Here is a 15,021-nt window from a genome sequence, read left to right on the forward strand (position 1 = left end):
TCGGTCGGGATACGGGAGGAGGGAAGAGAACATGACCATCGATTCCACCCTCCCACGCGCTGGTTTTCCCGATGACGACCAGAACGCAGGGGTCTTCGGCCGGCCGGCAGACCCCTTACTGACCCCCGACGATTGGGAGCGTCTACAGGAGATCGCTCCGGAACTCGTTCACGCCAGTGAGTCACTCGCTGGTCTGGGTGCCGGTGTGGGCACGGATCCCAGTCTTGACGCTTCCGACCTGCTCCTGGTGCTCAAGGGAATCGAACACCTGTCCCGCGTGACCGCCTCGACCGAGGCTGTTGTTGTGGCGCGTGCCGAACATGAGGTCCCGACTGCCGATTATGGTGCGAAGACTCTTCCGGCCCTGGTGACTCGCCTATTGAGGATTGATGGGGCGGCCGCGAGGCGGCGGGTGCGGTTTGCGCACGCGATCGGTGCCGGCCGGTCTCTAACGGGTGCGCGTCTGGAACCGGCCTACCCCCATGTTGCCCACGCGTTGGCGGACGGGGGTGTGTCGGTGGATCAGGCGCAGGCGGTGATCCGGGAAGTCGAGAAGATCCCCCGCCAGGTGCGGCATGTTCACCATGCCACGGCCGAACGGATGCTCGTGGACACGGTGCCGAGTGTTGATGTGGACCAGATTCGTGTGCTGGGTTCTCGGATCCGAGCCTATCTGGATCCTGATGGGCGTTTCGCGGAGGTTCCGCCGTTGGTTGATGAGTACCACGTGACCGTGACTCCGCGGAGGAATGGTGCGTGGAATCTCACGGGTCTACTGGATCCGGTGACGGGTGGGAAGTTGCATGGGCTCTTGACGAATCGGCAGGAACCTGGACAGGACACGACTGAAGTGAACTCCGGGGAGGTCCAGCGAGTCGGCACCGGTGTGCCCGACGGTGCGGAATCCGTTACAGCTGATGTGCCGCCCGGTGACCTACCACCTCAGGACCTGCCGGCTAGCGCGGCGACGGTTGATGGCCGGCCCACCACGAAGGCGGATCATCCGTTTGGGTATCGGGAGCGGCCCGATGGTGCCAGGCGTCATGACATGTTCGCCACCTTGATTGACCGGGCTGCGGGTTCGGGTCCGCAGGGTGCGGGCATGGCCCTGGTGGTCACGGCGACTGCTGAAGAGTATGCGCGGGGGAAGGCGGAGGTGGAATCCACTGCCGGCCCGATCGGGTTACAGGATCTGGAGTCCCTTTCTCCGGGTGCGCTCGTGTATTTCCAGGCCAACCAGCCCGGGACGCGGGAGGTGACCGTGAGGAGTGCGGGCAGGTTTGCTACGCGGCGGCAGGTTGAGTTGATTGCGGCCAGGGATCGGGGGTGCACGTTCCCGGGTTGTGATATGCCGGTGGGGTGGTGCGATGCCCACCATATGATCCCCTGGTCCACTGGTGGACCCACGACGGTATCGAATCTGACCTTGGCGTGCCGGTTCCATCACACGTGGCATGACCAGCATGGGTGGAGGGCCGAGTTGATTGGTGGTTTGCCGGCGTGGATTCCACCCCGGCATGTCGATATCGAACAGCGACCCCTATTCCATTCCCGGTTCACTGCCGCCCTGACCGATATCAGTGCTGCGAGGAATGAGGCGGGTTTGCCGCCGGTGTGGGTGCCGGAGGATTTCTCCCCACCTGACTGGAACGCAGAATCGGACCCACCCGATCCACCAGACCCGCCGAACTCCTCAGGACTATCCAGTACTACGAGCAAAGACCCTGCGGGTTCTGGCGGCATGCCGTGGGGCACTCAGGGGTCCTATGCAACGGATGCAGGCACCGACCCTGACGATACGGACGTCCCACCGTTCTAAACCACGGTAGGAGCCGTCCTAGTCGGTGTCCTTTCTGCACCCTCAAACCGGAAGCCCCGGCGAAAAAGTACCCCGTGAAGAAGTACCCCGTGAATGAGTGCTCGCCGGGCGGCTGTGGTGTCAGCTGCCCGGCGATCACTTATCCGGTGGGCTTAGAAATCAAGGCTCAGCGCTCAATGCCCAGTGTTCAAAGAACAGAGCTCGGGGCTCAGAACTCAGGGTTTAGAACTCAGTGCTCGGTGGCCTTCTCCGCGCCGTAGCCGGTGAGGGACCTGACCTCCATCTCGGATGCCTTCTGCGGATCCTCACCGCGCTTATCGGTCAGCGAACCGATGATCGCCAGCAGGAAGCCCACGGGGATGGACACGATGCCCGGATTGCTCAGCGGGAACCAGGCGAAGTTCACGTCCGGACCGAACATCGAGGTCTCGGCCCCGGAGAACACGGGGGAGAAGAAGATGAGAATCAGGGCCGTGGCCAGTCCGCCGATCATCGACCACACCGCGCCGCGGGTGGTGAAACGCCGCCAGAACAGGCTGAACAGGATAGTCGGCAGATTCGCGCTGGCGGCCACGGCGAAGGCCAGGGCAACCAGGAACGCGATGTTCTGACCCTGCACGCCGATCCCGCCGACGATAGCGACGATGCCGATGACGACCACGGTGCGGTTGGCAACCTTGACCTCGGTCTTGGGGTCGGTCACCTGGCCGTGCTTGATTACGGAGACGTAGATGTCATGGGCGAAGGAAGCCGCAGCCGTAATGGTCAGGCCCGCGACGACCGCCAGGATCGTGGCGAAGGCGACCGCGGAGATGAAGCCCAGCAGCAGCGGTCCGCCCAGCGCGTTGGCCAGCAGCGGTGCTGCGGAGTTGACCCCGCCGGGGGCCTTGGCGATCGTATCCGCGCCGACCATGGCGGCCGCGCCGTAGCCCAGTACCAGGGTGAACAGGTAGAACCCGCCGATGAGGAAGATCGCCCAGACCACGGACTTCTGTGCTTCCTTCGCGGTGGGGACCGTGTAGAAGCGCATCAGCACGTGGGGCAGGCCCGCGGTGCCCAGCACCAGAGCCAGGGCCAGAGACACGAAGTCAATGGGCAGCTTGCCGTACTGTGCCCCCGGCGCCAGCAGCGCCTCGCCGATCTTGTTTTCGGGGTGGTTGACCGCGGCCTCCAACACGTTGTTGAAGTTCATGCCGTGGGAGGCCAGCACCCACAGGGTCATCGCCAGAGCACCGCCGATCAGCAGGAACGCCTTGATGATCTGCACCCAGGTCGTGCCCTTCATACCGCCGATCAGAACGTAGACGATCATCAGCACGCCGACGACGGCGACGACCACCGACTGGCCGACTTTGGAGTCGATGCCCAGCAGCAGGGAGACCAGGCCACCGGCGCCTGCCATCTGGGCCAGCAGGTAGAAGAAGCACACTGCCAGGGTGGTGATGGCCGCTGCCACACGGACCGGCTTCTGCTTGAGCCGGAAGGACAGCACATCGGCCATCGTGAACTTGCCCGAGTTGCGGGTCAGCTCGGCGACCAGCAGCAGGGCGACGAGCCAGGCGACCAGGAAGCCGATCGAGTAGAGGAAACCGTCGTAGCCGTTGATCGCGATCGCGCCCACAATGCCCAGGAACGAGGCTGCGGACAGGTAGTCCCCGGAGATCGCGAAGCCGTTCTGCCAGCCCTTGAAGGAGCGGCCGCCGGCGAAGAAGTCATTTGCGTCCTTCTTCTGCCTGCCGGCCCGCAGCACGATGGTCAGCGTGACGATGACGAAGATAAGGAAGATGGAGATGTTGAGAACGGGGTTGTTCTTGGCCGTCTCGGCCGCCAGAAGTGTGACGTTGTCGGGAATCGGGGAAGTCATTTCAGTTTCCTTCGGTCGGGACCCGGGCTTCGAGCTCATTGCGCAGGGCGTGCGCCTGCGGCTCGATGCGGCGCTTGGACAGCTGCACGTAGACGATCGTGATGACGAACGTCGTGACGAACTGCCCCAGGCCCAGGACGATGCCCATATTGGTCAGGCCGAAGACGGGCTTGGCCATGAAGTCGTGGGCGTAGGCGCCCAGCAGTACGTAGACCAGGTACCAGACCATGAAGAGGGCGGTCAGGGGGAAGGCGATGGAACGATAGGTGCGGCGGAGCCGACCGAACTCCGGTGATCTGTCGACGGCGATGAAATCGATCTGCCCTGATCCAGGACCGGTCTGTGGGGCCGGCGAAGCCTGTGATGTTTCGTCAGTCATAGTGTGTTTTCCTGCTTCTTTGCGGGGATCCCCACTGTGGTGACAGGGCCTCAGGGTCCATGGGGTGCGGGAACCGTGGCACTGTACTTCAGGGGGATCGACACTGCTTCCTTGCGGTGTTGACGAACAGCATATGTGCGTCAAAGCACATTGCCAAGCGCGGGCGTTGCGTTGCCGTTGCATGATGACGAGGTGCGTCGAAACGCCGGCGCTGCGCCCAAAGGGAGAGTAGTGTTGGAATATGGTTGAAGCTTCTACTACTGACGAGAACCTGCCCCTGCGCCGCCTGGGCTTCCTGACCATCGGCCTGTTCGACCCTGCGGATCCGGCCGCCGGCCACGAGGACACCCTGCGGATCATCGCCCACGGCGAAGAGCTGGGGTTCGACTCCGCCTGGGTCCGCCAACGACACCTGCAGTTCGGGATATCCTCGCCCGTGGCCCTGCTGGCCGCTGCCACCCAGCGCACCAGCCGGATCGAACTGGGCATCGCGGTGATCCCGCTGGGTCCGGAGAACCCGCTGCGCCTGGCCGAGGACCTGGCCACCGTCGATGTGCTCTCGGCCGGCCGGCTCAACCCCGGCGTGTCCGTGGGCACTCCCATGCAGTGGGAGCACTGGAAGGATGCGCTCTACCCGGATACCCAGGATCAGGAGGACTTCTCCAAGAAGCGCGTTGAGCGCCTACTCGATGCCCTGGCCGGTGAAGAGGTCAGCGACCTCGGCGGCAAACAGGGAGTGGTGGAGACGTATTCGCGGACCGTGCAGCCGCACGCGCCCGGCCTGGCCGGACGCGTCTGGTACGGAGCCGGGTCGAGGGCCTCGACCGAATGGGCGGCGGCCCACGGGATGAACCTGCTGACCAGCAGCGTGATCTCGGCCGAGGTCGCCGATGACTTCGACACCAACCAGCGCGCGCAGATCGACCTGTACCGCAAGGCGTTCGTCCCCGATCCGCGCTTCGGGGCCCCGGCACAGACTCCGCGGGTCTCCCAGGGCCTGTGCGTGGTGCCCACCGACCATGCGACACCGGAGCAGATCCGCCGCTACACCGCCTGGCGGGCGGAGCGCAGCGTGCGCGACGGCAAACAGTTCGGGCCCAAGAAGACGATGTTCGCAGCCGACCTGGTGGGGTCCTCGGCGCAGATCGCCGAAACCCTGGCGTCGATGGCGGCCTTCCGCGCCGTGGACGAGGTTGCCTTCGCCCTGCCCTTCGACTTCGAGGCCGCCGACTATCTGCAGATCCTCGACGATATCGCCGGCACGCTGGCACCCCAGCTGGGGTGGCGCCCCGGTACCCCTGCTGAGCCGGCGGCCGGGCGACTAGAATAGACGATTGGAGTATCGACCGATGTAGAAAGGGTGGCGGATGCCGTCGCAAACCCCAATCACAACCGAGGAGGTCGCCCACTTGGCCGACCTCGCCCGGATCGCCATGAGTGACACGGAACTGGATGGCCTGGCCGGCGACCTCAACACGATCCTCGCCAATGTGGCCCGCGTATCCGAGGTGGCCACCGACGACGTTCCGGCGACCAGCCACCCGATTCCCCTGGTCAACGTGATGCGCGAGGACGTCGTGTCCGACGCCGTGCTCAGCAGCGAACAGGCCCTGTCGAACGCACCGAAGCAGGCCGACGACAAGTTCCTCGTGCCGCAGATCCTGGGGGAGGAGTGAGCATGTCCAATACCGAACTGACTAAGAGGACCGCGGTCGAACTGGCCGCCGGGCTGGCCGCGGGGGAATACTCCTCGACCGAACTGACCCAGGCGCACCTGGATAGGATCGCGGCGGTCGAACCCACCGTGCACTCCTTCATCACCGTCACCGCCGAATCCGCTCTGGAGACCGCTGCGCGGGTCGATCAGCAGCGCGCCGCCGGTGCCGAACTCCATCCCTTCGCCGGTGTCCCCGTGACGCATAAGGACCTGGTGTCCACCACGGGCATCAAGACCACCGCCGGATCGAAGATGCTTGAGAACTGGGTGCCGCCGTACGACGCCACCGTGTTCAAGAAGACCCAGGAGGCGGGACTGCCGCTGCTGGGCAAGACGAACCTCGACGAATTCGCGATGGGCTCGACCACGGAGCACTCGGCCTTCGGCAACACCACCAACCCGTGGAATCCGGGGCACGTGCCCGGCGGTTCCTCCGGTGGCGCTGCGGCCTCGGTCGCCGCCTTCGAAGCGCCGTTCTCCGTCGGCACGGACACCGGCGGCTCCGTCCGCCAGCCCGCAGCCTTCACCGGAACGGTGGGCGTCAAGCCCACCTACGGTTCGGTTTCGCGCTATGGCGTGATCGCCATGGCCTCGAGCCTGGACCAGGTGGGCCCGCTGGCGCGCACCGTGGCCGATGCCGCCGCCCTGCACCAGATCCTGGCCGGGCACGACCCCTTCGACTCGACCAGCCTGCCGGATGCGGTGCCGGACTTCCTGTCCGCCGCCCAGACGGGCGCCACCGCGGGACTGAAGGGCAAGAAGCTGGGCGTCATCAAGCAGCTGCAGGGCGAGGGCTGGGATGCGGGCGTGCTCGCCACCTTCCAGGAGGCCCTGGCCACCGCAGAGGCCGCCGGCGCCGAGATCGTCGAGGTCGACCTGCCCAGCCTGTCGTACGCGCTCGACGCCTACTACCTGATCATGCCCAGTGAGGCGTCCTCGAACCTCTCGCGCTATGACGGCGTGCGCTTCGGGCTGCGCGAACTGCCCGCCGACGGCCCCGTCACAGCGGAGACCATGATGAAGGCATCGCGCGCAGCGGGCTTCGGCGCCGAGGTCAAGCGCCGCATCATCCTGGGCACCTATGCGCTGTCCGCCGGCTACTACGACGCCTACTACGGTTCGGCGCAGAAGGTCCGCACGCTGGTGCAGCGGGACTTCGCCCGCGCCTTCGAGGTCGCCGATGTGCTGGTCTCGCCCACCGCCCCGACCACCGCGCTGAAGTTCGGCCAGGAAACCGAGGCCGACCCGATGGCCCTGTACCTGGGCGATGTCGCGACGATCCCGGCGAACCTGGCCGGCATCCCCGGCATGAGCCTGCCCGCTGGTGTGAGCGACGGTCTGCCCGTGGGCTTCCAGCTGCTGGCCCCGGCCCGTGAGGACATCCGCCTCTATGGGATCGGCGCAGGGCTGGAAGCCGCGCTGGACGACAAGCGCGGGTCCACCGTATTGGCCGGCATCCCCGAACTGACCGTGGCCTGAGGCTGCGGACTAGAGGAACGAAGGACGAATAAGTGAAGTACCAAGAGGCCATCGAAAAGTACGATCCGGTCCTGGGCATCGAGGTCCATGTCGAGCTGGGCACGACCACGAAGATGTTCGACGGCGCGCCCAACACCTTTGGCGGGGGTCCGAACTCAAACACCACCCCGGTGTCGCTGGGCCTGCCCGGCGCGCTGCCCGTGGTGAACAAGAAGGGCGTGGAATACGCGGTCAAGATCGGCCTGGCACTGGGCTGCTCGATCGCGGAATCCTGCCGCTTCGCCCGCAAGCAGTATTTCTACCCGGATCTGGCGAAGAACTTCCAGACCAGCCAGTACGACGAGCCGATCGCCTATGAGGGCCGGGTCGAGGTCGAGCTGGAGGATGGAACCCTGTTCGAGGTCCCCGTGGAGCGCGCGCACATGGAGGAGGACGCCGGTAAGAACACCCACGTGGGTGGCGCCGACGGCCGGATCCACGGCGCCGACCACTCCCTGGTCGACTTCAACCGGGCGGGCGTGCCGCTGGTGGAGATCGTGACCCACCCGATCGAGGGTGCGGGGGAACGCGCTCCCGAGGTCGCCTCGGCCTATGTCAAGACTCTGCGGGACATCTTCCGCGCCCTGGGCGTGTCCGAGGCCCGGATGGAGCAGGGCAATGTGCGCGCCGACATCAACGTGTCGCTGCGCAAGACCCCGGAATCGCCGCTGGGCACGCGCACGGAGACGAAGAACGTCAACTCCTTCCGCTCGATCGAGCGCGCGGTGCGCACCGAGATCATCCGCCAGGCGGAGATCTTGGACGCAGGCGGCACGATCACGCAGGAGACCCGTCACTTCAACGAGGCCACGGGCGACACCCGCTCGGGCCGGCCGAAGTCGGATGCCGACGACTACCGCTACTTCCCGGAGCCGGACCTGGTGCCGGTCGTGCCGGACCGCGCCTGGGTCGAGTCCCTGCGGGAGAACCTGCCGGAACTGCCCGCGGCCAAGCGGCGCAGGCTGCGCGGCGAGTGGGGCTTCAGCGAACTGGAGATGCGCGATATCGTCAACGCGGATCTGTTGGACCCGATCGAGGACACCGTCGCCGCCGGCGCCAAGCCCGCCGCCGCGCGTAAATGGTGGACCGGTGAGATCGCCCGACAGGCCAAGCAGCTGGAGCGTTCCGCCGCCGAACTGGTCACCCCGGCGCAGGTCGCCGAACTGGCCGGCCTGGTGGCCGATGGGAAGCTCAACGATAAGCTTGCCCGCAAGGTGCTCGAAGGGGTCATCGCTGGCGAGGGCGACCCCGCCGCGGTGATGGCCGCCAAGGGCCTGGAGATCGTGCAGGACGACGGCGCGCTGGAGGCCGCCGTGGATGCCGCGATCGCGGACAACCCGGATGTGGTCGAGAAGATCAAGGGCGGCAAGCAGCAGGCCATCGGCGCGCTGATCGGCCCGATCATGAAGGCCACCCGCGGCCAAGCCGATGCAGGTGCCGCGCGGAAGATGATTCTGGCCAAGCTGGGGCTCTAAGGCTCTAAGGCTCTAAGGCTCTTCGCCGAGTCGTCACAAAAGTCCGTTCAACCCCCGGGTTGGGCGGACTTTTGTGACGGTCCGGCGGATGCTAGGTCCGGCGGATGCTAGGTTTGCTGGGGTCTGGCCCAGAGCTGGGCCGCGCACCAGCAGATGCCGACGATGCAGTGCATTGCGGCCAATCCCCACATGGTGCCTGCGTCGGTCGCCGCGGTCAGCGGGGCCACGGTGCTGAGCACTCCCACAACCAGGCCGATCCAGGCCAACGGCGTGTGGACCTTCGGTGCTTTGCGCTCGATGAGCCAGACGATGACCGCTGCGATGAGCAGTGGGACGAATGACGCCAGCGCGGGCATGAACCCTGCAACGGTGATGATGGGACCGCCGAAGCCGGCTGTCATCGCGGCGCCGGCGGCGTGCGCGATGGCGTAGATGATCGAATTGATGATGGCAGCCGCAAGTCCTGCGGCGATGCCGGCGGTGATGGTGCGTGTCATGACGACCTCCTCCGATTACCCCATAGGTTCCTCCCGCTGTGCGAGGAGGTCAAGGGTTCTTACCGTCGAGGCGTCACACATGTGCGGTGGTGCGCTGGTACCGCGCACATCTGTGACGACTCGGCGGGAGAGGTCAGGTCAGCCGGAGGAGTTCGCGGTGGATCGTGGGGTCGCCGGTGAGCTCGGGGTGGAAGCTGATGCCCAGGATGTTGCCCTGCCGCACGCCGACGATGGCACCCGGTGCATCATGGTCCGCCTCGTTCACGCCGTCCGGGGCGGCTATGGCCGGCCGCCGCGCGATGATATCGACCCCAGGCCCCACCTGTACGACCTGCGGGGCGCGGATGAAGGCGGTGCGCACGGGGCCGAACTCGGTGTCCAGTGCGACCTCGGCCGAATCGATCTGCCGACCGAAGGCATTGCGCCGCACCGTCACGTCCAGCACACCCAGGCTCTGCTGCCCGGGCGCGGGATCCGCGATGCGCCTGGCCAACATGATGAGCCCCGCGCAGGTGCCCAGGGTGGGCAGCCCGCCGGCGATCACCTCGATCAGTCGTTCGCGCAGACCCAGGATCCGGGTCAGCCGGTCGATGGTCGAGGACTCGCCACCCGGCAGCACCAGGGCAGACAATCCTTCCAGCCCGCCGGCCCTGCGCACCAACCGGACCTCGGCTCCCAACCCGGCGAGCAGCTCGGCGTGCTCGCGCACCCCGCCCTGCAGGGCCAGGACCCCGACGGGGCCAGGCACCTTGACGCTCACCAGCCGCGTTCGGCCAGGCGGTGCGGTGCGGGCAGGTCGGCGACGTTGATGCCGACCATGGCCTCGCCCAGGCCCCGCGAGGCCTCCGCGATGGCGGCCGGGTCGTCGTACTGCGCAGTCGCCTTGACGATCGCGGCGGCGCGGGCTGCGGGATTGCCCGACTTGAAAATGCCCGAACCGACGAACACGCCGTCGGCGCCCAGCTGCATCATGAGCGCGGCATCGGCTGGAGTCGCCACGCCGCCGGCGGTGAACAGCACGACCGGCAGTTCCCCGCGGGCAGCGACCTCGCGGACGATCTCATAGGGCGCCTGGAGCTCCTTGGCAGCGACGTAGAGCTCCTCGGGATTGTTCTTGTACAGGGCGGACAGCTGCCCGATCTGCCCCCGGATGGTGCGGATGTGCTTGGTCGCCTCGGACACGTCGCCGGTCCCGGCCTCGCCCTTGGACCGGATCATGGCCGCGCCCTCGGCGATGCGGCGCAGGGCCTCGCCCAGGTTCGTCGCCCCGCACACGAAGGGCACGGTGAAGCGCTGCTTGTCGATGTGGTTGACGTAGTCGGCCGGGGACAGGACCTCGGACTCGTCGATGTAGTCCACCCCCAGGTGCTGAAGGACCTGGGCCTCGACCTGGTGGCCGATGCGGGCCTTGGCCATGACCGGGATGGAAACGGCCTCGATGATGGAGTCGATGAGGTCGGGGTCGCTCATCCGGGCCACGCCGCCCTGGGCGCGGATGTCGGCGGGCACGCGTTCGAGTGCCATCACGGCCACCGCGCCGGAATCCTCGGCGATGCGGGCCTGTTCGGCGGTGACGACGTCCATGATGACGCCGCCCTTGAGCATGTCTGCCAGGCCCCGCTTGACCAGCGGGCTGCCCAGCGTGGGGGTTGCGGGATCGGTGGTGGTCCGCGATGTGGTCGGTCTGGTGTTCTGCGGTGCTTCGTTCAAAAGGGTCATGTGATCATCCTGAACCCGACAAGTGGTCTGACACCAGATCCAGAAAATGCGAGTTGAATTGGACCACTTAGTGATTCGGGTGGATTATGGGTGGCATGGCCCGTACCGCCCGCGGCGTGGATTTGCCGCTGAACCTGCACCTGGAGCCCACCGCCGCGGGGGCACCTGGAACACATGTTCCCCTGCCGGAGCGCATCGCCTGGCAGATTCGCGATCTCATCACCCGGGGAGTCCTCTCACCTGGGCAGATGCTGCCGTCCACGCGCGCCCTGGGTGCTCGCCTGGGGGTGTCAAGGGGAACCGTTGTGACCGCCTTCGAACAGTTGGTGGCCGAGGGTTATCTGGATGCCGAACGAGGCAGTGGAACGGCGGTGAGCGAGGACTTGCGGCTGTTGCCCAAGCCGCTGCCTCAACCGCTGCCCGAACCCGTCCCGAAAACGGTGTCGGGAACCGGGCGGGAACCTCGGCGCAGGGGAGTCGGGCCCGACCCCCGTGTCTCGAGAAGCGAGACACACGAGGCGGGGGATCCTATCGACCTGCGGCCCGCGGCCAGCCGGGGCATCGCCCTGCCGACTCCGCAGTGGCGAGCTGCCTGGCGCGCCGCGGCGGCCGGTGGCGGCGACCAGCCGGAGCCACTGGGATCCTGGGCGCTGCGCGCAGCACTGGCCGAACGCACCCGGCGGGTCCGCGCGGTGGCCGGCACCCCCGCCGACTACATCATCACCGCAGGCGCCCGTGAGGGGCTGCAACTGCTGCTGACCGCGCTGCGGGCCCGAATCGCCCGGCCCACCGAGGCCGCCGGCCGGCCCGTCGGCCAGGCGCGGTCCAGTGCCGGCGCCGCCTGCCGGGACCGGCCCGCAGGCCGACTGCGCATCGCCTTCGAAAGCCCCGGCTACCCCAGCCTGCGCCAGGTCCCCCTGCTCACCGGCGACGAGGTCGTGCCCGCCCCGGTGGACGCCCACGGGGTCGATCCCGCGCTCCTGCCCGAGGGCATCGACGCGCTGGTCGTCACGCCCTCGCACCAGTATCCATCAGGCGGTTCCCTGCCGGTCGAACGGCGGTTGGCCCTGCTGGCCGCGGCCCGTGAGCGTGGTTTCCTGGTCGTCGAGGACGAACACACGGCGGAGTGGCGCTGGTCGGGCGCGCCGCTGCCCGCGCTGGCCGGACTGGACGATCCGGAGCATCCGGTGACGGTGCTCTCGGGTTCCCTGTCCTCGCTCATCCATCCGGGGGTGGCGGTGGGTTACCTCAAGGTTCCGCCGTCTCTGTTGGAGCTCATGCGCCGGGTGCGCGAGGTCACCGCGAGTCCGGTGAACACCGTCGCGCAGGCGGCGCTGGCCACGTTCATCACCTCCGGTGCGCTGGAGAGGCACCTGCAGAGCGCGCGCAGTGCCAATCGGCGCAGGCTCGACGTGGTCCACCGAGGTCTGGAGGGTGCCCCCGGACTGCAGGTGCAGCCGGTGCCCGGCGGACTGCAGGCGGTGGTGAACATCGTGGGGCGTGCCGCGGGCGAGGCCGAATGGATCACGGCGGCGCACCGGTCCGGAGTGCTGGTCACGGGTCTGGGGGAGTATTGGCTGGGAGGTTCGAGCGCGCAGTTGCCGCGCGCTCAGGGGATCGTGCTGGGCTTCGGGGTGGCCGATGACCAGCTGCGCGAGGGGCTGGAACGGTTGCGCACAACCGCGCAGCATCTGAGTCGTTCCACGCCAGGTACTCACCTTTGAGTTCCACTAGGTCCCGAAATGTCGATTGGGATCGTTCCCGCAGCGGATTTTCGACGATTCGAGACGTAGTGGAACCGGACGTAGAGGAACTGGGCAGGGCGGAAGCGGGTCAGTGGTGGGGATTCGGGTTGCGGGTGTCCGATTCCCAGGTCAGTGAAGTGTCTGCGGTGACCTCATAGGCTTCGAGGCGCTCATCGGTCAGGATCCGGTCGATGAGTGGCCGGGGTCCTGCGATGATCGTGGAATCCCAGTCGATCTCGCTGGCCAGCACCCACTGGTGGTCGTCGGACCAGAGCATTTGCGGGGTATTGCCGCCCAATGGGGTGCACCATTCCGGCAGGTCCCATCCCGTCGGGTCGGGGTCGTCGGGCGGGCAGGGGACGGGCTGTTCGCTCAGTTCCTCCGCGCTCGCGGTGAAGAGGAAGAATTCGCGGCCGGGCCACTCCATCTTGGGCCCTGCGGCCCGCGCGACTCCTCCCTGGCCGGCGGCGCCCGCGGTGCGTCCGGCCTCGGCGAATAGCCTGGCGTAAGCTTCCCGGCGCTTGCGCTTGGGTATGAGACCGAGGCGCATGGCCCGGAAGCGTATTCGCATGGAGATGCTGAACTTCAGTTCTCCTGGGGTGAAGAAGCCGTGGAACCCGTCCCAGACCGCTCCGTACAGCAGGTCGGGGGTCGAGGTTTCCTGGGCCAGGTGCTCTAGTAATGCGGCGAGGCAGCGAAACCCTGGTGTGCCCAAGTCCGGTTGGCCCGCGCCCCATCCGTCTGCATAGCAGTTGACTTCCTGTTCCAGCGCCGTCCACTGCACTGTCGGATGCATGGTCAGCCCATTACGCTTTGCCATTTCGGCCCAGCGCCAGGTTGTTGTTTCTACAATTCGGGGCTCGGGCCCGGGGATCTCCGGTTCCGTTAATGGGGGATCGAACCGATATGCCGTGAGTGGATGGAGGACGCGGGTATAGGCCTCGAATCCGGTCCCTGCCACGCCGCCGGCGGTCGCCCAGCCACCGGCCCGTGCCGTCAGCCAATCACCGGCCTCGGCGCTGTGCAGAATCCTCATCCGGCAACCGTACCCCGGCCGGCGGAGCATCCGGTTCTGTGCGCAGGGCGTCCGGCACCGTGCCCAGCACCATGTCAGGGGTCGGGACTAGAATCCAGCACAAACACGTTGGACCGGATACGGGCATCGGGCGTGAGCGACGTGAGCGGAGGCAGTGATGGCGAAGAGGTCGTGGAGGACCCTGTGGCGCAATGAGTGCGGGGGTCTGCGCCCGGACTACCGGATCCTGGTGCCCGACAGCGTCAGCCCCGGCGTCATCGACGCCTGGCGCGCTCGCGGATACCGCGTTTCGGCGGCGCCGAACAGCAAGGGCGGGGCCTTGGCCCTGCCGGGTGTGGCCGCGGTGCCGGTGAAGGATCTGGGAACCTTCTGGCCGGTGGACCGGCCGGGGATGCGTCGCAACCTGCTCAAGTCAAATGCGGCCTATCGGTTCACGGAGACGGCAGGCGCAGTGGCCACCGGCGCCACCGCGATACCGGCGACGGTGAGCACGCTGGCCACGGATCAATTCGCCGCCGGCGGCTTCCTGGCCACCGGCATCGTCGCCGCAGTGTCCCTTGCCGCGGCCGGTTATACGGGGGTCAAATACCACCGCGATCCCAAGCGGCTGCGGAACAAGGACAAGAAGTCCGCCGCCGGCGCCCGCTGGATCACCCCGGAGATGCTGGGCTACACCGGCGGCCGCGGTGGCCAGGACACCGACGAACAGCGCCTGTTCCAGGTCACCTGCCGGATCGCCCGCAAGATCGCGGCCACCACCGCGTGGACCCATCCACTGCTGACCGACCACGTCGCCAAGGTCGATCTGGATCATGCGGTCGCCTCGATCGGGCAGCGTCTGGTGGAGCTGTACCGGCTGCGCGCAGAACTGGAACGGGTGCGCGAACCGCAGCTGGCCGACCAGATCGACGCCTACCAGGACCAGCTGGCCACCGCGTTCAACTCCCTGTCCGGCCGCGTCCTGGCGATGTCGGACTACCTGCTGCAGCTGCAGGAATTGGATGTGCAGCTGCGGCTGCTGGAGCATTCGGAGACCGCCGGTCGGCTGGGCGAACGGGTGCTCGACGTGCTGGCGCGTACGGCAGCCGACGAGGACGCGGACTGGCGGTTCCGCGAACTGGGCGTGGAGACGCAGGCCCATGCCGAGGCGATCCACGGGATGCTCACGCACCTCGACGTCACCGCGGGCCGCTTCGACGACATCGACCGGCAGCTCGACGAGTCGCGGAAACAGGAAGGGCGAACTCAGTAG

13 protein-coding genes are annotated in these 15,021 nt (G+C 67.0%); 7 read left to right on the forward strand and 6 right to left on the reverse strand.

The window, feature by feature from the left end; genetic code table 11:
• Window positions 1-31: 31 nt before the first annotated feature.
• Entirely contained in the window at window positions 32-1,819 is a 1,788-nt protein-coding gene (locus NQ034_RS12180; protein ID WP_257049142.1) for an HNH endonuclease signature motif containing protein, read from the forward strand.
• A gap of 229 nt (window positions 1,820-2,048) precedes the next feature.
• On the opposite strand, the gene NQ034_RS12185 is transcribed toward NQ034_RS12180, so the two are convergent.
• Window positions 2,049-3,683, reverse strand: coding sequence for a monocarboxylic acid transporter (locus NQ034_RS12185; protein ID WP_257049144.1), 1,635 nt, complete (start codon window positions 3,681-3,683; stop codon window positions 2,049-2,051).
• Window position 3,684: 1 nt separating this feature from the next.
• Window positions 3,685-4,062, reverse strand: a complete 378-nt coding sequence (locus NQ034_RS12190) for a DUF485 domain-containing protein (RefSeq protein WP_257049145.1) — start codon at window positions 4,060-4,062, stop codon at window positions 3,685-3,687.
• 241 nt (window positions 4,063-4,303) lie between these two features.
• On the opposite strand from NQ034_RS12190, the gene NQ034_RS12195 reads away from it, so the two are divergent.
• From NQ034_RS12195 to gatB, 4 genes are read left to right on the forward strand one after another with little or no spacing between them, the layout of a single operon-like run.
• On the forward strand, window positions 4,304-5,392 hold the full coding sequence (locus tag NQ034_RS12195; RefSeq protein WP_257049146.1) for an LLM class flavin-dependent oxidoreductase: 1,089 nt from the start codon (window positions 4,304-4,306) through the stop codon (window positions 5,390-5,392).
• A 37-nt stretch (window positions 5,393-5,429) separates the two neighbouring features.
• A complete protein-coding gene (gatC, locus tag NQ034_RS12200; RefSeq protein ID WP_257049147.1) occupies window positions 5,430-5,738 on the forward strand; it encodes an Asp-tRNA(Asn)/Glu-tRNA(Gln) amidotransferase subunit GatC in 309 nt (102 codons plus the stop codon).
• A 2-nt stretch (window positions 5,739-5,740) separates the two neighbouring features.
• Window positions 5,741-7,258 (forward strand): Asp-tRNA(Asn)/Glu-tRNA(Gln) amidotransferase subunit GatA, encoded by a 1,518-nt coding sequence (gene gatA, locus NQ034_RS12205; RefSeq protein WP_257049149.1) that lies wholly within the window; start codon window positions 5,741-5,743, stop codon window positions 7,256-7,258.
• A 32-nt stretch (window positions 7,259-7,290) separates the two neighbouring features.
• Window positions 7,291-8,772 carry an Asp-tRNA(Asn)/Glu-tRNA(Gln) amidotransferase subunit GatB gene (gene gatB, locus NQ034_RS12210; RefSeq protein ID WP_257049151.1) on the forward strand — a complete coding sequence of 494 codons (1,482 nt, stop codon included), beginning with the start codon at window positions 7,291-7,293 and terminating at the stop codon, window positions 8,770-8,772.
• A 107-nt stretch (window positions 8,773-8,879) separates the two neighbouring features.
• Here gatB and NQ034_RS12215 read toward each other — a convergent pair whose 3' ends face one another.
• From NQ034_RS12215 to pdxS, 3 genes are all read right to left on the reverse strand, one after another.
• Window positions 8,880-9,269 (reverse strand): DUF6069 family protein, encoded by a 390-nt coding sequence (locus NQ034_RS12215; RefSeq protein WP_257049152.1) that lies wholly within the window; start codon window positions 9,267-9,269, stop codon window positions 8,880-8,882.
• 133 nt (window positions 9,270-9,402) lie between these two features.
• Window positions 9,403-10,029 carry a pyridoxal 5'-phosphate synthase glutaminase subunit PdxT gene (gene pdxT / locus NQ034_RS12220; protein ID WP_257049153.1) on the reverse strand — a complete coding sequence of 209 codons (627 nt, stop codon included), beginning with the start codon at window positions 10,027-10,029 and terminating at the stop codon, window positions 9,403-9,405.
• Window positions 10,026-10,988, reverse strand: coding sequence for a pyridoxal 5'-phosphate synthase lyase subunit PdxS (gene pdxS / locus NQ034_RS12225; protein ID WP_257049154.1), 963 nt, complete (start codon window positions 10,986-10,988; stop codon window positions 10,026-10,028). The genes pdxT and pdxS overlap by 4 nt, the downstream gene beginning before the upstream one ends.
• A gap of 95 nt (window positions 10,989-11,083) precedes the next feature.
• Between pdxS and NQ034_RS12230 the strand changes: the two genes are divergently transcribed.
• On the forward strand, window positions 11,084-12,712 hold the full coding sequence (locus NQ034_RS12230) for an aminotransferase-like domain-containing protein (RefSeq protein WP_257049155.1): 1,629 nt from the start codon (window positions 11,084-11,086) through the stop codon (window positions 12,710-12,712).
• A gap of 109 nt (window positions 12,713-12,821) precedes the next feature.
• Here NQ034_RS12230 and NQ034_RS12235 read toward each other — a convergent pair whose 3' ends face one another.
• Window positions 12,822-13,769, reverse strand: coding sequence for a hypothetical protein (locus tag NQ034_RS12235; RefSeq protein ID WP_257049156.1), 948 nt, complete (start codon window positions 13,767-13,769; stop codon window positions 12,822-12,824).
• Window positions 13,770-13,926: 157 nt separating this feature from the next.
• Between NQ034_RS12235 and NQ034_RS12240 the strand changes: the two genes are divergently transcribed.
• Window positions 13,927-15,021 (forward strand): hypothetical protein, encoded by a 1,095-nt coding sequence (locus tag NQ034_RS12240; protein ID WP_257049158.1) that lies wholly within the window; start codon window positions 13,927-13,929, stop codon window positions 15,019-15,021.

Source organism: Brevibacterium moorei (genome assembly GCF_024580735.1).
Taxonomy (GTDB): Bacteria; Actinomycetota; Actinomycetes; order Actinomycetales; family Brevibacteriaceae; genus Brevibacterium; species Brevibacterium moorei.